The 16387-nt window shown below is 69.3% G+C and carries 19 protein-coding genes; 11 read left to right on the top strand and 8 right to left on the bottom strand.

All coding sequences use genetic code 11. From position 1 onward, the window contains the following. Positions 1 to 89: 89 nt before the first annotated feature. The 5 genes from AC4FS1_RS15355 to AC4FS1_RS15375 all read left to right on the top strand — a co-directional run bounded on the left by AC4FS1_RS15355 (position 90) and on the right by AC4FS1_RS15375 (position 3683). Positions 90 to 1007: an alpha/beta fold hydrolase gene (locus tag AC4FS1_RS15355; protein ID WP_491156568.1), complete on the top strand. Its 918-nt coding sequence runs from the start codon at positions 90 to 92 to the stop codon at positions 1005 to 1007. 31 nt (positions 1008 to 1038) lie between these two features. Then, a complete protein-coding gene (locus AC4FS1_RS15360) occupies positions 1039 to 1824 on the top strand; it encodes an MBL fold metallo-hydrolase (protein ID WP_491156569.1) in 786 nt (261 codons plus the stop codon). Between the two features lie 155 nt (positions 1825 to 1979). After that, the gene (locus tag AC4FS1_RS15365) at positions 1980 to 2717 is read left to right on the top strand and encodes a hypothetical protein (protein ID WP_491156572.1); all 738 of its coding nucleotides are present in this window, start codon (positions 1980 to 1982) and stop codon (positions 2715 to 2717) included. Then, positions 2695 to 3108, top strand: coding sequence for a phage holin family protein (locus AC4FS1_RS15370; protein WP_491156573.1), 414 nt, complete (start codon positions 2695 to 2697; stop codon positions 3106 to 3108). The genes AC4FS1_RS15365 and AC4FS1_RS15370 overlap by 23 nt, the downstream gene beginning before the upstream one ends. Continuing rightward, on the top strand, positions 3105 to 3683 hold the full coding sequence (locus AC4FS1_RS15375; protein WP_491156575.1) for a DUF3618 domain-containing protein: 579 nt from the start codon (positions 3105 to 3107) through the stop codon (positions 3681 to 3683). Before AC4FS1_RS15370 ends, AC4FS1_RS15375 begins: the two co-directional genes overlap by 4 nt. A 69-nt stretch (positions 3684 to 3752) precedes the next feature. Here AC4FS1_RS15375 and AC4FS1_RS15380 read toward each other — a convergent pair whose 3' ends face one another. Then, complete coding sequence (locus AC4FS1_RS15380) at positions 3753 to 4793, bottom strand: LacI family DNA-binding transcriptional regulator (protein ID WP_491156576.1); 1041 nt, start codon at positions 4791 to 4793, stop codon at positions 3753 to 3755. A 158-nt stretch (positions 4794 to 4951) separates the two neighbouring features. Here AC4FS1_RS15380 and AC4FS1_RS15385 point away from each other — a divergent pair, with 158 nt between their 5' ends. The 4 genes from AC4FS1_RS15385 to AC4FS1_RS15400 are packed head-to-tail and all read left to right on the top strand — an operon-like array spanning position 4952 to position 9116. Then, positions 4952 to 6319: an ABC transporter substrate-binding protein gene (locus AC4FS1_RS15385; RefSeq protein WP_491156578.1), complete on the top strand. Its 1368-nt coding sequence runs from the start codon at positions 4952 to 4954 to the stop codon at positions 6317 to 6319. A 3-nt stretch (positions 6320 to 6322) separates the two neighbouring features. Then, complete coding sequence (locus AC4FS1_RS15390) at positions 6323 to 7294, top strand: carbohydrate ABC transporter permease (RefSeq protein WP_491156580.1); 972 nt, start codon at positions 6323 to 6325, stop codon at positions 7292 to 7294. After that, the gene (locus AC4FS1_RS15395) at positions 7291 to 8115 is read left to right on the top strand and encodes a carbohydrate ABC transporter permease (RefSeq protein WP_491156581.1); all 825 of its coding nucleotides are present in this window, start codon (positions 7291 to 7293) and stop codon (positions 8113 to 8115) included. The genes AC4FS1_RS15390 and AC4FS1_RS15395 overlap by 4 nt, the downstream gene beginning before the upstream one ends. A gap of 2 nt (positions 8116 to 8117) precedes the next feature. Then, complete coding sequence (locus AC4FS1_RS15400) at positions 8118 to 9116, top strand: alpha/beta hydrolase (RefSeq protein WP_491156582.1); 999 nt, start codon at positions 8118 to 8120, stop codon at positions 9114 to 9116. Positions 9117 to 9151: 35 nt separating this feature from the next. Here the strand turns inward: AC4FS1_RS15400 and AC4FS1_RS15405 are convergent, their stop codons facing one another. From AC4FS1_RS15405 to AC4FS1_RS15430, 6 genes are all read right to left on the bottom strand, one after another. Further along, a complete protein-coding gene (locus AC4FS1_RS15405; protein WP_491156583.1) occupies positions 9152 to 10264 on the bottom strand; it encodes an AI-2E family transporter in 1113 nt (370 codons plus the stop codon). A 44-nt stretch (positions 10265 to 10308) separates the two neighbouring features. Further along, on the bottom strand, positions 10309 to 11193 hold the full coding sequence (locus AC4FS1_RS15410; protein WP_491156584.1) for a glycosyltransferase family 2 protein: 885 nt from the start codon (positions 11191 to 11193) through the stop codon (positions 10309 to 10311). Between the two features lie 110 nt (positions 11194 to 11303). After that, a complete protein-coding gene (locus AC4FS1_RS15415) occupies positions 11304 to 12065 on the bottom strand; it encodes a LuxR C-terminal-related transcriptional regulator (RefSeq protein WP_491156585.1) in 762 nt (253 codons plus the stop codon). Further along, positions 12058 to 12693: a DedA family protein gene (locus tag AC4FS1_RS15420; protein ID WP_491156586.1), complete on the bottom strand. Its 636-nt coding sequence runs from the start codon at positions 12691 to 12693 to the stop codon at positions 12058 to 12060. The genes AC4FS1_RS15415 and AC4FS1_RS15420 overlap by 8 nt, the downstream gene beginning before the upstream one ends. A gap of 11 nt (positions 12694 to 12704) precedes the next feature. Then, positions 12705 to 12902, bottom strand: coding sequence for a hypothetical protein (locus tag AC4FS1_RS15425; RefSeq protein ID WP_491156587.1), 198 nt, complete (start codon positions 12900 to 12902; stop codon positions 12705 to 12707). Then, complete coding sequence (locus AC4FS1_RS15430; RefSeq protein WP_491156588.1) at positions 12899 to 13678, bottom strand: glycosyltransferase family A protein; 780 nt, start codon at positions 13676 to 13678, stop codon at positions 12899 to 12901. Before AC4FS1_RS15430 ends, AC4FS1_RS15425 begins: the two co-directional genes overlap by 4 nt. Before the next feature lie 131 nt (positions 13679 to 13809). Between AC4FS1_RS15430 and AC4FS1_RS15435 the strand changes: the two genes are divergently transcribed. Continuing rightward, positions 13810 to 14259 carry a hypothetical protein gene (locus tag AC4FS1_RS15435; RefSeq protein WP_491156589.1) on the top strand — a complete coding sequence of 150 codons (450 nt, stop codon included), beginning with the start codon at positions 13810 to 13812 and terminating at the stop codon, positions 14257 to 14259. 61 nt (positions 14260 to 14320) lie between these two features. Continuing rightward, positions 14321 to 14965 (top strand): TetR/AcrR family transcriptional regulator, encoded by a 645-nt coding sequence (locus AC4FS1_RS15440; protein WP_491156590.1) that lies wholly within the window; start codon positions 14321 to 14323, stop codon positions 14963 to 14965. A gap of 53 nt (positions 14966 to 15018) precedes the next feature. Here AC4FS1_RS15440 and AC4FS1_RS15445 read toward each other — a convergent pair whose 3' ends face one another. After that, a complete protein-coding gene (locus tag AC4FS1_RS15445; protein ID WP_491156591.1) occupies positions 15019 to 16338 on the bottom strand; it encodes an MFS transporter in 1320 nt (439 codons plus the stop codon). Between the last annotated feature and the right edge of the window lie 49 nt (positions 16339 to 16387).

Below are 16387 nucleotides of genomic sequence, written 5' to 3' on the forward strand. Positions count from 1 at the left end.
TTCCACCGACGCCGGCGCGGTACGGCGCACGGCACAGTGGCCTTCTCGGTGCCCGATCGGGTTCGGGCCCGCTCACCAGGGGAGTCGACATGTCCGTCGAATTCGGACCGTTACGTTCGGTCGATGCAGGCCCGCTCCGAACCGAGTACATCGACCTCGGGCCGAAGGCCGGCCCTGCGGTGCTCCTGCTGCACGGATGGCCGTATGACATCCACAGCTTCGAGGAGGTCGCGCCCCGTCTCGTGGCAGCCGGTCATCGCGTGATCATTCCTTCTCTGCGCGGCTTCGGGGGCACGTCCTTCCTGAGTGACGAGACCGTACGCAACGGCCAGCAGTCGGCGGTGGCGTTGGACGCGGTGAGCCTGCTGGATGCGCTCGGGATCGAACGGGCCGTGGTCGGCGGGTTCGACTGGGGGGCTCGCACGGCCGTCATCCTTGCGGCGCTCTGGCCGGAACGGTGCGCCGGGCTCGTCGCGGTGAGCGGCTACATCGTCGTGAATCTGGAGGCCAACCGCCTGCCTCTTCCACCGGCGGCGGAGCTGGGATGGTGGTACCAGTACTACTTCGCCACCGAGCGCGGTCGGCGCGGTTACGACCAGAACAGGCGCGCGTTCAACAGACTGATCTGGCAGCAGGCGTCTCCGCTGTGGCGTTTCGACGACGCGACGTTCGAGCGTTCGGCGCCCTCTTTCGATAATCCCGACCACGTGGAGATCGTCATCCACAATTACCGCTGGCGTCTCAGCCTCGCGGGCGGGGAGCCGCAATACGACGATCTCGAGCAGCGGCTCGCGCAGCGCCCGACGATCGACGTGCCGACGATCACGATCAGCAGTGATTTCGACGGCCCCGCCGCCGACGGGCGGGCGTACGCGGACCGGTTCACCGGGTCGTACACGCACCGCGCGCTTCCCGGGATCGGCCACAACGTCCCGCAGGAGGCACCCGGCCCGTTCGCCGACGCCATCCTGGAGGTCGCGTCCCGATCGCGTGCGCGACGCACGTGACAGGACCGCTGCGGAGGGCCAGGATCGGCACATGCGCAGGAACCACCCCGTCGCGGTGACCGTCGTCGGTGGTCCGACCGTGCTGATCGAAGTGGGTGGTCTGCGCCTGTTGACCGACCCCACTTTCAGCCCGCCCGGACCCCAGCCGTCCGGCACCCGGACCCTCACGAAACTCGCCGGTCCCGCGTTCCCCGCCGACAGCCTCGGTCCCATCGACGCAGTGCTCCTCTCGCACGACCAGCACGCCGACAACCTCGATGAGGCCGGACGCGCGCTCCTCCCCGGCATCCCGGTCGTCGTGTCGACACATGCCGCGTCCGAGCGACTGTCCGGAGTCCACATGGACGCCCTGACGCCGTGGCACCACACCGAGCTCGCCCGAGAGGGACTTCCCCCCGTCATCGTCACAGCGGTCCCGGCCCACCACGGACCCGACGGCACCGAGGACTCGTCGGGTCCCGTGATCGGCTTCATCCTCACTGCCGAGGACATTCCGACCGTGTATGTCAGCGGCGACAACGCCTCCACGCGGGTGGTCGAAGACATCGAGCATCACCTCGGACCCATCGACGTCGCGATCGTCTTCGCCGGCGCCGCCCGCACGGCGCGCATCGACGCGTACCTCTCGCTCACCAGTGCGCAGGTCGCGGCCCTCGCCGGCCTCCTGCCGGAGGCGGTGATCATCCCCGCGCATATGGACGGGTGGGCGCACTTCACCGAGGGGGCGGCGGATGTCGCGACAGCCGTGACCGCCGCCCGCATCCAGGATCGGGTCCTGGTTCTTCCGGTCGGCGTCCGCGCCGAGCTGGCGCTGTAGGCGGCGTGGCGGCGTATCTCACTCTCGATCGGCGCTGCGCCCGCCCGCGCGCATTACACGTCCAGCCGCTCGCGTCAACCCAGGCGCACGAACGGCCCGCGGTCGCATAGACCGGTACCGAGTCCGGTCCCCCCGATCGGCAGCGAGAGGAAGACATGTCAGAAATGTATGGAAGCGGGTCGGCGGGTGCATCGGGGGCTTCAGAGCCTCAGTCGGGCACGGTCGAGACCGCGAAGAACGAAGCAGGCGAGGTCGCCGGTACCGCCAAGGAGCAGGCCGGCCACGTCGTAGAGACGGCCAAGACCGAGGCTGCTTCCGTGGCCCGCGAGGCGAAGACCCAGGTCAAGGACCTCTACTCGCAGACCCAGAGCGAGCTGAAGGAACAGGCCGCCGTGCAGCAGCAGCGGGTGGCCGAAGGCCTCCGCTCCCTCGGGGATGAGCTGGGCTCGATGGCGGAGAAGTCGGAGACGCACGGGGTTGCTGCAGACCTCGTGTCGCAGGTGTCCTCCCGTCTGAGCGGGGCAGCCACGTGGATCGGCGACCGCGACCCGGGCTCGTTGCTGAACGAAGTGAAGTCGTACGCGCGCCGCAAGCCCGGCGTCTTCATCGCGGCTGCCACCATCGCAGGACTCGCGGCGGGCCGGCTGACGCGGGCCCTCGCCGAGCAGGCGGCGGACGACAAGGACGCATCGTCGGTCCCGTCCGGAACCGTGACGACGGGGTCGACCTCGGGCACCGTCGGTGCGACCGGCGTCCGGCCCGTGCCGCCGGTTCCCGGTGAGTTCAGTTCCGCGCCGGTCGGTTCGCCGGCCGTCGGGACACCGGTCTACGACCAGATCCGCGGCGCCGGGTCCGGTGAGGGGAGCACAGATGTCCGATCAGACACCCTCTGAACAGAAGGCAGCGACGAACTCGCTGGGCGAACTGCTCAGTGAGGTGACGGGCGACCTTTCCACGCTCATGCGGCAGGAGCTCGAGCTCGCCAAGGTGGAGCTGCGAGAGTCCGCCAAACGGGCCGGAAAAGGCGCGGGCATGCTGGGCGGCGCCGCATACGCGGCTCTCATGGCGATCTTCTTCCTGTCCGTGGCCCTGTGGTGGGCGCTCGGATGGCTGGTCGGTCTCGGCTGGTCGGCCGTGATCGTCGCCGTCATCTGGGGTGTGATCGCGCTGGTGCTGTACCTATCCGGCCGCAAGCAATTGAACGAGACCAAGGGGGCGCCGCAGACCGTGGACACGCTCAAGCAGATCCCCGACGCCGTGAAGAGAAATGAGGAAAACCGATGAGCGATTCACCGGAAGCCATCCGTGCCAACATCGACCGCACCCGCCAGGAACTCGGCCTCGATGTCGACGCGCTCGCCGACAAGGTGACGCCGTCCAAGATCGCCCAGCGCCAGACCGACAAGGTCAAGGGCGCCTTCGGGTCCGTCCGTGAGCGCATCATGGGCGCCGCCGACGACGCATCCTCGTCGGTGCAGGGTGCCGGCTCGTCCGCCGCTTCGGGCGTCTCCGACGCCGGTCAGCGGCTGGCGTCGAAGGCGGAGGGAAACCCGCTCGCCGTCGGTCTGATCGCCTTCGGCGTCGGCCTCGTCGTAGCCTCCCTCATCCCCGCCTCGGAGAAGGAGAAGCAGGTCGCCGGAGCCGTCAAGGAGCAGGCGCAGCCTCTCGTCGATGAGGCGACGAATGTCGCCAAGGAGGCCGGGGAGCACCTTCGGGAGCCCGCTCAGGAGGCGATGGCCGCCGTCAAGGAGACCGCGACCGACGCGGTGTCCAACGTGCAGGGCGAAGCAACGGATGCGGCCGGGACGGTCACCGACCGGGCGCGCGACGCCCGCGGCGCGGTGAGCGACAACGCCTGATCCTGTCTGATCAACGGGTGCTGCACGGCTGAGAGCCGCGCAGCACCCGTTTTCCTTTCCCGACGACGGTCAGGACGGCTCCGCTGACACCGACCCACGCAGGCGCAGGGGCATCGTCAGCCGGTCCACGTGCGGGGCCAGCGGGAACGGCTCCTCGAGCAGCATCTCGATGGCGCGGTGCCCGAGGTCGTGGTGAGGGATGGCGAACGTCGTGAGGCCTGGGCGCACCCACCCGGCGAGCTGATGGTCGTCGAAGGAGACCACGGAGAAGTCGCCGGGGATACTCAAACCCGCCTCCGCGATGGCCTGATATGCGCCGAACGCCAGGCGATCGTTGAACGTGATGAGAGCCCCCCGGCGTTCGCCCGCCGAGAGCAACCGCGATGTGGCCCGCCATCCGTCCTCTGGCAGCCACACCGTGCACAGCAGTGCACTCGCCGGTGAGACGCCCGCCTCGGAGAGCGCCGCGAGGATTCCGGCGAGCCGTTCCCGTCCGGCGACGCTCTGCCGGGGAACATCTTCCAGGGAAGGTCCCGCTCCGATGAGATGGATGCGGTCGTGACCGGACTCCAGCAACGTCGTGGCGGCCGCCCGGCCCGCAGCGTATTCATCGGGGACCACGGCGGGGGCCGATTCGAGCGGATCCGGAAGGGCGTTCAGGAGGACGGCGGGTCGATTCCGCAGGGCGGCCGGTAGCGATCGCTCCCGCGTGAACATCGACGCGATGACAAATCCGTCGACCTGGCGGTCGAGCATGGCATCCACGAGGCGATCCTCCTCGTGCAGGTCACCCTCCGTTTCGCCGATGAGCAGCATGTAGCCGTTGCGATGCGCGTGGCTCAGCGCACCCTTGATCATGTCTCCGGCCAGCTGCGAGGTGGCCACGGTGTCGGAGATGAATCCGATGGTGCGACTCGACCCGCTCCGCAGCCCCGCCGACACGATGTTCGGCCGGTAACCGAGTTCGGATGCGACCCGGCGGACGCGTTCCTGGGACGAGCTCGAAATTCGCAGCTCATCCCCGCGCTCACTCAGCACCAGTGACGCGGTCGTCCGCGAGACGCCCGCTGCACGCGCCACGTCGGCGAGCGTGACTCGTCTCTGACTCACTGGGCCCCTCCGCTCTGCGAAGATCCTAGCCGGGTCGGTGTGAACGAACCGCGGGGCGCGACCGTTGACAGCGAGCGGGTCGAGAGGAGATGATGACCGTGCTAACGCGATTTAGCACAGTGTTCATGCATCCTGGTCCGGATGGAAGGGAGACACCGGTGTCTCATTCAGAACGTCCACACACGCGCGCACTCGCTCAGGGGAGCGTGCTGGTCCTTGCGGTACTCGCCCTCACGGCGTGTGCCCCGCCCGGGGGTGGCACCGCCGCCCCGACCAGCTCCTCCGGCCCGGTCTTCGGCGGAGGCGACCCCACCTGCGGCGAGGACGATGTCGTCCTGGACATGTATGCCGAGACGGGGTTCGCGCTGCCGGGGGAACTGGCCGACGAGTTCACCCGTCAGTATCCGAACGTCACGTTCGATGTTCGGGAAGACCAGTTCGCCGTTCTCACCCAGAACGCGCCTCGCGTCCTGCGCGACTCGCCGCCCGATCTCATGCGCCTGCCGCAGATGTCGGAGCTCGCCGAGGGCGATCTCCTCCTCGACCTCGACCCCTACGCCGAGGTGTTCGGATGGACCGACTGGCCCGAGTCGCAGCTCGAGCAGTTGCGGGTGGATGACGAAGGCCGCCGTGGAGAGGGGCCCTTGTACGCCATGGGGCTCAACTTCTCCATGACGGGCGTCTTCTACAACAAGGAGCTCGCCGCTCAGATCGGGATGACGGAGGCGCCGCAGACCCTCGAGGAGTTCGACGGCTACCTGCAGGCCGCCAAGGACGCCGGACTCACACCGATCGCGCAGTTCAACGGCGGCGCCACCGGTGGTCTGCTCTTCCCGCTGCAGGGTCTCATGGCCTCCTATGGGGAGACCGCGCCCGTCAACGACTGGATCTTCCAGACGCCCGACGCGAGCATCGACACTCCCGACAATCTCGCCGCGACCGAACACCTGCAGGGCTGGGTGGAAGCCGGCTACTTCGCTCCTGACGTGAACTCGCTGGATTACTCCCAGATGATGAGCCGGTTCATCGGCGGGGAAAGCGTGTTCATCTTCAGCGGAGACTGGGAGTCGGGCAACCTCGACACCCAGATGGCGGGCAACGCCGGGTTCTTCCTCGTGCCGCCGGTCGACGAGGGGGGAGCACAGGGTGCCATGTCCGCCCCGCTGACCTACGGCATCTCCGCGTTCGCCGAGAACCCGGACTGCGCGGCCTTCTTCCTCGACTGGGTCGCGACCGATGAGACGGCACGCACGATCACCGTGGAGGTGGGCGGGTCGCACCCGATGGGCCCCGCGGATGCGTTCATGCCGGAGGTGGCCGCCGGGTCGGTGACCGAGGCGACCCTCGCCGCAGGCACCGTCATCAACGAGAAGAACGGCGCGATGGACTTCATCGCGAACGCTACGGGCGCCATCTACGCCCAGAGCTGGACCCCCAACATCCAGCGCCTGGTCGCCGGCGAGCAGGATGCGGCGGGCCTGCTGAGCTCCGTCCAGTCGGACTACGAGAACGAACTCGCCGACTGACGGATGTCTTCCCCTCGTCAGGCTGCGGCGCCGGTGTCCCGAACCGGCGCCGCAGCCCCTTCCTCAGGGCCGCCGCCGGCATCGCGCCCCGGCGCGCGTCGGCGGCGCCTGGCCTGGGCGGCGCGGGCGTACCTGCTCGTCGTGCCCGCGGCGCTGTTCTACATCGCGTTCGTCGTGGCGCCCATCATCCGCACCGCCCAGTACTCGCTGTACGACTGGGACGGCATCAACCTCGCCACGTGGGCGGGGTGGGACAACTACGTGGAGGTCTTCGCGAACCCCACGTTGGTGGGCGCGATCCTCAATTCCTTCGAGCTGATCATCTACTTCAGCATCATCCCGGTCATCCTGGGACTCCTCGCGGCGAACATCATCCGGGGAATCGCGGCGAGCCGGCTCGCCGTCGTCGCGCGCACGGTGTTGTTCCTCCCTCAGGTGATCCCGCTGGTGGCAGCCGGCATCATGTGGACGTGGCAGCTGTCGACCAACGGGCTCATCAACCAGCTGCTGGAGGTCGTCGGACTCGGTGGCATCGCGCGCGCCTGGCTGGGGGATACCCAGACGGCACTGCCCGCGGTCGGTGTCATCGGCGCGTGGGTGCAGTTCGGCCTATGCCTGTTGCTTCTCCTGGCCGGCATGACCAAGATCGACCCCTCGCTGTATGAGGCGGCCCGGATCGATGGCGCCGGGCCGGCCCGTGAGTTCTTCTCCATCACCCTGCCGAGCCTGCGCCAGGAGATCGCGGTGTGCGTCACCATCACCGTGATCTCGGCGCTGGCGAGTTTCGACATCATCTACATCTCGACGCAGGGTGGTCCTGCCAACAGCACCCTCGTGCCCGGCCTGCAGATCTACTACCTCGCGTTCTTCGAGCGGGATATCGGCACCGCCTCGGCGCTTGCCGTCGTGCTCATGGTGCTGGTGCTCCTGGTCGTGCTGCCGCTGCAGCGCGTGCTGAGAGGACGGGACGCGTGATCGTTTCGTCGCGTGAGGTGTGGCTCGGCCGCGCCCTCCTGGTGCTGCTCATGCTGATCACGGTGATGCCCTTCCTGAGCCTCTTCGTCACGGCCCTGCACGAACCCGGCACGTACCCCGGCGGACTCAGCTGGCCGGAGGAACCGCACTGGGAGAACTTCGTGCTGGCCTTCCAGACGGCCGACATGCTGCAGCTGCTGTGGTCGAGCGTGCTCATCGAGCTGGGGGTCGTGCCGATCGCGATCCTCATCGCGACCCTCGCGGGCTTCGCGCTCGGCCACCTCAAGCCCGCCGGTGGGCGCGGGGTGTTCATCGCCTTCCTGCTCGGGCTGACACTCCCGTTCGAGGGCATCATCGTGCCGCTGTACTACCAGCTGCGCGAGTTCGGGCTCCTGAACACCCGGTGGGCGATCATCCTGCCCCTCATCGGCCTCTTCATGCCTTTCGCAGTCACGTGGATGCGCGCGCACTTCATCAACATGCCCCAGGACGTCTCGGAGGCGGCGCGCGTGGACGGCGCGACCACCTGGCAGCTCTTCTGGCGCATCCATGTCCCGCTTTCCGTCCCTGCGTTGTCCTCGCTCGCGATCCTGCTGTTCCTGTGGACGTGGAACCAGTTCCTCCTCGCCGTGGTGCTGGTGGACGACCCTGCCCAGCGGACGATGGCCGGTGCGCTCGGAGCCTTCCAGGGGCAGTGGGGTACCGACATCCCGCTGCTGTGCGCAGGGTCGCTGCTGATCCTCACGCCCACTCTGATCGTGTTCCTCATCTTCCAGCGTCAGTTCGTGGCCGCCCTTCTCCAGGGCTCGCTGAAGGGCTGACGATGAGGACCCCGCCGCCGTTCGACCCCGAGATCGCCGCTGCCCTCCGCGCCCGAACCGATGTCGTCACCACTCTCAATCCGGACGGGATCGCCGGCCTCCGGGCGGGAATCACGCGCCCGACCGACGCGGAGATCACTCTCGGCGGGGCGTTCGACCTCTCGGAGCATGTGGTGCCGTCGTTCGACGGGGCAGCAGTGCCGATCGTCCTGCTGCGCCCCCGCGACGCCGAGGCCCCCCTCCCCGTTCTGTACCACGTCCACGGTGGCGGGCTCGTGGTGGGGACGCCGTACGAGGATCTTCCGTCTCTCGCGGCTCTCGCGAGGGAGGTGGGATGCGCCGTCGCCTCGATCGACTACCGGCTCGCGCCGGAGCATCCGTATCCCGTCCCGCTGGAGGACGTCTTCTCGGGGCTGACGTGGCTCGTCGCCGAGGCGACGAGCCACGGGATCGACCCCCGGCGGGTCATCCTCAGCGGGGTGAGCGCGGGCGGCGGTCTGGCCGCCGCGGCGGCACTCCTCGCGCGTGACCGGGGCGGCCCGGTCGTTCGCGGGCAGCTGCTGGCGTGCCCGATGCTCGATGACCGGAACGACACGCCATCGGCGCACCAGATGGCGGGTATCGGGGCGTGGGACCGTACGGCGAATGAGACGGGCTGGACCGCCTACCTCGGTGCCGAGCGAGGAGACGTTCCGGCGTACGCGTCGCCGGGCCGAGTGGCGGACCTGTCCGGGCTTCCGCCGATGTTCCTGGACGTCGGATCGGCCGAGACCTTCCGCGATGAGGTCGTCGCCTATGCCGCCCGGGTGTGGGAGTGCGGGGGGGAGGCCGAACTGCACGTCTGGCCGGGGGGTGCGCACGGGTTCGACACCCTCGCACCCGACGCGGCCCTGAGCCGCGCGGCCCGCGCCGCGCGTGTGGGGTGGCTGCGGCGGCGCCTGGGCGCGACGACGCCCGCGCCGCGGGAGTCGTCGGCTTCCGCGGCGCGGGTCGTGTCCTGAGAGCTGCGCGAGGGTCGCCCTTGCCGCGTTCGGGGCTAGGGAGCGACGGCGGCCGGCATGCGCGCGGTGTCGCGTGAGGCGCGCGCCCTCGCGTGGCGCAGTTCACGTACGGCAACGTTCACGGCGACCGCGGCGGGGACGGCGAGAAGCGCGCCGATGATGCCGTAGAGCGTCCCGCCGATGAGCGTGACCAGCAGCACCATGACCGCGGGGATCGCGACGGAACGGCCGACCACCCGCGGCGCGAGCACATACGCCTCGAAGGCCATGTAGAAGATGTACCAGCCGGCGAGGACGAGCCACGGGACGGGGTCGGCGGGCGCGATCAGCGCCTGCGAGCCCACGATGATCAGCGCCCCCAGCGGGATGCCGATGAGGGGGATCAAGGCCGTGATCAGCGCGACGGCGGCGAAGAGGAGCGGAAGCGCCGAGCCGGTCGCGACGAGGAGGATGAGGCTGGTGACACCGCTGATGAGAGCCAGGAGCATCTGCCCGAGGAAGTAGCGGCCCACCGCCGAACTCACCCGGCTCACCACGCGCACACCCGTGTAGCGATGGCGGCGGGGGAGGAGGGCCACGAACTGTCCGCGGAACCAGCGTCCGGACGCGAGGAAGTACACGGTGAGCACGATGACGATCGTCGTCAGGAAGAACCCGTTCCCCAGCGCCAGCCCGGCGCCGACGACTCCGCTGGAAACGGTCTGCACCGTCGCGCCCGCGACTGCGTCGAGCATCCCGTCGAGCATCGCCCTGACATCGAAGACCGCGACCGGTACGAACTGCTGCAATTGTGCGGCGACGGAATCCAAGGTGCCGGATGCGACGAATTCGTCGGCGCGCGCGAAGAGTTGGGTCGTCTGGTCGACCACGGGCGGAACGATCATCAGCACGACCCCGGCCAGCGCGAGGGCGACGGCCGATGACACCGCGGTGATGGCCAGCGGACGGGGCATCCCCCAGCGCTGAAGTGTCCGTACGAGTGGCGAGAGCCCGATGGCGAAGAACGCCGCCAGGGCGATGCACCACACCACGGGAGCGAGCGGGCCGATGAGCGTCCATGCGGTGAAGGCGGTGAGGGCGCCGCCGGTGAGGACGAGGCCGGCGACGTAGGGGCGGCGCATCATGGCGCCGAACGAGGAGGCGGTCACGGGGTGGCCCCCTCGGCCGATCGCGGGGTGGCCCCCGCGGCCGATCATGCGGTCACCGCCGCTCGCGCCGGAGTGACCGCCCTCATCGACCGCGTCCACCAGTAGACCGCGCGCAGTAGCACCGCCGGCGCCTTGAGGTACCAATGGTGGATCTGATGGCGAGCGTAGGTGCGCTCGAACCGGTCGGTGTAGTCGCGGAAGGATGCGGGCGAGGTCTGCAGGCGTCGCGCCGAGACGCTCGCCTGCATGTCGGACGCGTACGCGACACGGAAGTCCGCGTTGCGCAGGTGTACGGAAAGGTCGATGTCTTCGTGCAGGAGGTCGTCCTGATCCAGGCAGGCATCGTGCTCGATCGCGCGCCAGGCATCCGCCCGTATCGCCATGTTGCTGCCGTAGAGGAAGGGGTACTTCCCGCTCACGCTGCGCAGCGCACGCCGCACCATGTCGTCGGAGAACTCACCGGCTCCGCGGAAGGGCAGGTCGTAGTACCGGACCGGGCCGGTGACGGCCGCTACCGACGGATCGGACATCGCCGCGGCGACGCGCGCGACCCAGTTCGGCTGGAGGATGGTGTCGGCGTCGATGCGGCCCAGGATCTGACCGGTGGCCTGAGCGAACCCGGCGTTGCGCGTGGGGATGAGTCCCTGGACCTTCGACTGCTGCACGACCCGGATCGCCGCGCCGGGATACCGCTGGGCGACGCGCTCTGCCAGGAGGGCGGTGCGGTCGGTGGAGCGGTTGTCGACGACGATGATCTCCGCGGCGGGCACGATCTGCGATACCGCGGCGAGGAGGCACCGCTCGATCGTTGCCTCCTCGTTGTAGGCGGGGATGATGAGCGAGACCGACGGCCGGACAGGCGGGAGCGGGGTGGCGGGATCGCGCGTGGGCGGCGGGGCGGGTCGGCGGGTTTCGAGGACGGAGGACATGCGGGCGTTCCTTTCGGCGGGTGTTGATGCCGTGAGGTTAGAAGCCGCTTGCAGATCCGGGCGTCTCCCCGCTGTAGCGTTCTGGCCCGTACCGCCGTACCGTTCCGGCGCTACTTCTCGCCGGCGCGGACGATACCCGTCTCGTATGCCAGGACCACCGCATGCACGCGGTCTCGGAGGCCCAGCTTGCTCATGACGCGGCTGACATGGGTCTTCGCGGTCTGCTCGGCGATGAACAGTGCCGCTGCGATCTCGACGTTGGACCGTCCGCGGGCCATCTGTTCGAACACCTCGCGCTCGCGGTCGGTGAGGTCGTTGAAGACGGTTTGCGAGGTCAGGCGCGCCGGGGCGCTGTCGACGAAGTGCTCGATCAGGCGGCGCGTCACACCGGGTGCAAGCAGCGCGTCCCCCTCGTGCACCGTGCGGACCGCGGCCACCAGGGTTTCCGAGTCGGAGTCCTTCAGGAGGAAGCCGCTGGCTCCGGCGCGGAGGGCGTCCCGCGCGATGCGGGCGCGCTCTTCCACCGTCGCGCGACGCGCCTGGTCGAGCTCGACGTCGCGCTGTGCCGACGCGAGCATCTCGCGGACGCGTGTGCGCTGGCCGACCGCGATCGACGCGCCCAGCGCGAGCAAGGTCACGGACACACTGATCAGGACATCGGTGCCCCACTCGGACGTCGGGGTCACATCGGTCACGTTCAGCGCGACGACCACGGTCATGGCGAGGAAACTGAGCCACCACGCCGAGACGGAGACGATCCAGTCCTCGCGGACGCCGAGGACCACGAGGATGGCGACCAGGGGGGCGTGCGGCGCTCCACGACGCGGAGGAATCGCTTCGCTGCGGGCGCGGCGGCCGGCCTGCTCATGCATTCTCCCTTTGCAGCGCGGATCTGCGCCTCCAGGCTAGGCCCCGATCCACCGCGACGCCCGCGACGAGTGCGATCGTCACCGCGATGGTCGTGGCCAGGAGGGGATCGGGGGTCACGAACGAGCCCACGAGGACCGCGATGACCACGGACACACACGCCCAGGCCGCGGCGCTTGCCAGGCTCAGCACGAGGAATCGCCGGTAGGGGAGGCGCGCCGCGCCCGCCGCCATGTTGATGAGGATGCGGGCGACGGGGACGAAGCGTCCGGTGAGGAGGATGCTCTCCGGCCGGCGGTGGAATTCCCTCCGCACGCCGTCTGCGGCGGCGCCGGATCGTCCGCGCCTCATCCAGGGAAGGGGCGTCAGCCCGACCCGGCGTCCGATGGCGTAGGCGATGTTGTCACCGATCCACGCGCCGGCAGTGGCCGCGGCGACCACGGCGACGATGAACTGCGGGTTCGTGGTCCACGTCACCGCGGCGGCGGTGATGAGCACGACTTCGCTCGGAACCGGCGGGAAGAACCCGTCGATGACGCACACGGCCAGCAGGACAGGCAGAACCCACGGCGAGGCGGCGGCCGCGACGAGGAATGCGTCCACCGTCGCGAAGAGATCGAGCAGCGATTGCACGACGCTGCCGCTCAGCGCACCGGGGCGGGCAGTCGGGGGTGCGGGCGGCGAGTGCCGGCGCGCCGCGCCACATCGACGCACCAGCGGACCGTCACGGCCACCGCAGCGATGAGGACGTACATGAGTACGAAGAGGCCGGCGAGCAGGGCGAAGGCGAGGATGCCGAGGAGGGAGAAAACTGTACCGAAGAAGGAGGTGATGGCGGTCATGATCGTGCCTCTCTGAGGGTGGTGGATGATGGCCCCGCGAGGGACGGGGACGAGCGCCGACGAGCCATCCAGCGCCGATGCGGGAGCTGCTCGGGGAAGTGTTCGGAGAAGGTGTGTGCGGCTCGCGCGAGGCGACGTCCGTAAGACGCCCAGCTGCCGAGCGGACGGGCCGAGATGCCGACGACGAGGCGCCGGTCGAACCGGACGCGCGCCGAGGCGGGCAGGCGGTAGCTGAGGTCCATGTCATCGTGCAGTTCGGTGTCGTCGCGGGGAACCGAGGCGCTGATCGAGCGCCACACCTCCGCGCGCACCGCGCAGTTGGATCCGAAGAGCACGGTGTGCCCGAGCATCAGCCGCATGAAGACGAAATAGCCGGAGACGTAGAAGAAGCGCGCGAGAGCGCCTCGTGCACCGCCCAGGTTGTAGAAGGTCGCGGGCCCGGTCACCGCGACTGCGCCGGCGTCCGCCGCCAGAGTCTCCTCGATCCGCGCGAGCCAGGTCGGCGGGAGCACGGAGTCGGCGTCGCAGCGCGCGATGATGTCGCCGGATGCGGCGTCGAACCCGCGCGCGGAGGCGGCGGTGATGCCGGGGCGCGGTTCGGTGACGACGGTGGCGCCGAAGCGTTCGGCGATGGCGCGGCTGTCGTCGGTGGATCCGTTGTCCACGACGAGCACCTCGTCGGCCGGGCGGGACTGCTCGGCCAGCGAAGCCAGGCAACGCTCGAGCATCCGGGCATCGTTGCGGACGGGGATGACGACGGATATCGATCTGTGCATGTCGGCAGGTTAGGAACCCGCGGTCCGCTCGCGCGTCGCCCGGGCGTAGCGACTGACCCCCTACCCGAGTACCACGCGATTGTCTTCTCCAGGAGGATTCGCGCGACGGCCGCGCCTGCGACAGTCATCACATGGCCGACACATCCGACATCCGCACCCCCTCTCCTGCACGCTCCGCCCCGACCGACTGGGTGACGTGGCGAGACCTCGACGCCACCGAGACCGCCGCGGTATCCGTCATCGTTCCGGCGGGTGAATGCGACGTCGATCTCGAGGTGCGCCTCCCCGCGGTGCTCAATCAGACGGTGTCGCCGCACGAGATCGTCGTCATCGACTCCTCGCCGGACGGACGCCACTTCGGCGCCGTCACCCGGCTCGAGCAGGCCGAGACGCGCACGACGATCCGGTACGTCCGCTCTCCGGCCCTGACCTCGGGGGCCCTCCGCAGGCTCGCGGCGCGACTGGCGGCCGGTAACGTGCGGGCCTTCGCGTTCGCCGGATCGCTCCTTCCGGCCACGTGGGTGGAGCGGATCGGCGCCGCCGTGCGCGGGATGCGCTCGCCGGCCCTCTCGATGGTGTGACGGTGCTCGTCCACGGGCCGTCGACGCGAAGCCTCCCCTGCCGGGATGCCAGACTGGTGCGATGACCACCCCGACCGACGCCGTCGCGACACCGGCTGCGCCGGCGCGGCGGGGGCGTCCCGGCTACGACCGTGACCGCGTCCTTGAGATCGCGGTGCAGCTGTTCAACGAGCAGGGCTATGACGCCACATCCGTCGCCGATCTCGCGCAGCGGCTCGGGCTGACGAAGTCGGCGCTCTACCACCACTTCACTTCCAAGGAAGAGCTTCTCTCCGTTGCGCTGGACCAGGCGCTGGGCGGCCTGGAGGCCGTGCTCGATGACCCTCGTGCGCAGGAGGGAGCGGCCATCGATCGCCTCCGCCATGTCATCCGCAGCGCGGCGGACGTGCTCGTCGCGCAGCTGCCGTCGGTGACGCTGCTGTTGCGGGTGCGCGGCAACAGCCCCGTCGAGCAGAGCGCGCTCGAGCGGCGGCGCCTGTTCGACCAGCGCGTCACCCGCCTCGTGGCCGAGGCTCAGCGCGAGGGCGACGTGCGCGCCGACGTGGATGCTGCGGTGGTCGCGCGCCTCATCTTCGGCATGATCAACTCCGTCGTGGAGTGGTACAAGCCGGGAGGACCTGTCGACGGCGACCGCCTCGGCCACGACATCCTCACCGTGGCACTGGATGGCCTGAACACCGACGGGCCGGCCCCGCGCCGAGGCTGAACCACTCCGGCGCGGCACCGCCGGAGCGGCACCGCGCCGGAGTCGGCGGACGGTCAGGCGTGGAGGTCGACGCCCTTGGGCTCCTTGATGAGCGAAACCCCGACGAGCGAGATCACCGCGGCGACGGCGATGTACACGCCGATGGTCCACGACATCCCCGTCGCACCGAAGAGCGCCTCGGCGATCATCGGAGCGAAGGCCCCGCCCAGGATCGCGCCCAGCGCGTAGCCGATGGAAACGCCCGAGTAGCGGACGTTCGCGGGGAACATCTCCGAGTACAGCGCGGCCTGCGGGCCGTAGGACAGGCCCAGGCCGATGGTCATCACGAACAGGGCGACGAAGTACCAGAAGATGTTGGCCGTATCGATGAGGAACCACATCGGCACCGCCCACAACGCGAGGATCAGGTAGCCGATCTGGAACGTGCGTACGCGTCCGAGGCGGTCGGACACGCGTCCGCCCCACAGCGTGAAGGCGAGCCATCCGAAGGAGGCCAGTGTCGTCGCCAGCAGCACCGTGGGGCGATCCATCTCCAGCACGTTCACCGCGTAGGTCGCGAAGAACGCGATGAGCAGGTAGCCGGCCGCGTTGTTGCCGATGAACACGACGGCGGTGAGGGCCACCTGGCGCCAGTTCTTGCGGAAGAGCTCGCGGACGGGCGCTGACGACTCCTTGCGCCGACGCACGAGGTCTTCGAAGACGGGGCTCTCCTCGACCGCGCGGCGGATGACGTAACCGATGAGGATCAGCACGATCGAGAACAGGAACGGGATGCGCCAGCCCCACTCGAGGAATGCTTCGGTCGACATCGTCGAGGTCAGGATCCACAACGTTGCCGTCGCGAGGATCATGCCGATGGGAACGCCGATCTGCGGGAAGGCGCCGAAGTAGCCACGGCGGCCGGCCGGTGCGTGCTCGACCGACATCAGCGCGGCACCGCCCCACTCCCCGCCGGCGGAGAAGCCCTGCAGGATGCGCAGCAGGATGAGGAGCATCGGCGCGGCGAATCCGGCCACGGCGTACGTGGGGAGCACGCCGATGAGCGACGTCGAAGCACCCATGAGGATGAGGGTCAGCACGAGCATCTTCTTGCGGCCGAGCCGGTCGCCGAGGTAACCGGCGACGACCGCGCCCAGCGGCCGGAAGAGGAAGGAGATGCCGATCGTGGCAAACGAGAGCACCTGCGCCAGGCCCGGGTTGGATGCGGCGAGCGGGGCGAGGAACAGCGGGGCGAGCACCAGGCCGGCGGCCTGGGCGTAGATGAAGAAGTCGTACCACTCGATGGAGGTGCCGACGAGGGTCCCGGCGAGAACCTTGCGTTCTTCGCGGGTGACCGCAGCGTGAGGCATGCGCTCCTGGGTCGATGACGCCATGGTGAACTCCATTGTCCGTTCGGGGGCGAGGTGATCGGTCTCGGGTTTC

The sequence above is a fragment of the Microbacterium sp. Z12_35 genome (assembly GCF_058310475.1).

Coding starts and splice junctions, on each gene's coding strand:
- AC4FS1_RS15355 (WP_491156568.1), top strand. CDS start 90: ATGTCCGTCGAATTCGGACCGTTACGTTCGGTCGATGCAGGCCCGCTC.
- AC4FS1_RS15360 (WP_491156569.1), top strand. CDS start 1,039: ATGCGCAGGAACCACCCCGTCGCGGTGACCGTCGTCGGTGGTCCGACC.
- AC4FS1_RS15365 (WP_491156572.1), top strand. CDS start 1,980: ATGTCAGAAATGTATGGAAGCGGGTCGGCGGGTGCATCGGGGGCTTCA.
- AC4FS1_RS15370 (WP_491156573.1), top strand. CDS start 2,695: ATGTCCGATCAGACACCCTCTGAACAGAAGGCAGCGACGAACTCGCTG.
- AC4FS1_RS15375 (WP_491156575.1), top strand. CDS start 3,105: ATGAGCGATTCACCGGAAGCCATCCGTGCCAACATCGACCGCACCCGC.
- AC4FS1_RS15390 (WP_491156580.1), top strand. CDS start 6,323: ATGTCTTCCCCTCGTCAGGCTGCGGCGCCGGTGTCCCGAACCGGCGCC.
- AC4FS1_RS15400 (WP_491156582.1), top strand. CDS start 8,118: ATGAGGACCCCGCCGCCGTTCGACCCCGAGATCGCCGCTGCCCTCCGC.
- AC4FS1_RS15410 (WP_491156584.1), bottom strand. CDS start 11,193: ATGTCCTCCGTCCTCGAAACCCGCCGACCCGCCCCGCCGCCCACGCGC.
- AC4FS1_RS15415 (WP_491156585.1), bottom strand. CDS start 12,065: ATGCATGAGCAGGCCGGCCGCCGCGCCCGCAGCGAAGCGATTCCTCCG.
- AC4FS1_RS15425 (WP_491156587.1), bottom strand. CDS start 12,902: ATGACCGCCATCACCTCCTTCTTCGGTACAGTTTTCTCCCTCCTCGGC.
- AC4FS1_RS15430 (WP_491156588.1), bottom strand. CDS start 13,678: ATGCACAGATCGATATCCGTCGTCATCCCCGTCCGCAACGATGCCCGG.
- AC4FS1_RS15435 (WP_491156589.1), top strand. CDS start 13,810: ATGGCCGACACATCCGACATCCGCACCCCCTCTCCTGCACGCTCCGCC.
- AC4FS1_RS15440 (WP_491156590.1), top strand. CDS start 14,321: ATGACCACCCCGACCGACGCCGTCGCGACACCGGCTGCGCCGGCGCGG.
- AC4FS1_RS15445 (WP_491156591.1), bottom strand. CDS start 16,338: ATGGCGTCATCGACCCAGGAGCGCATGCCTCACGCTGCGGTCACCCGC.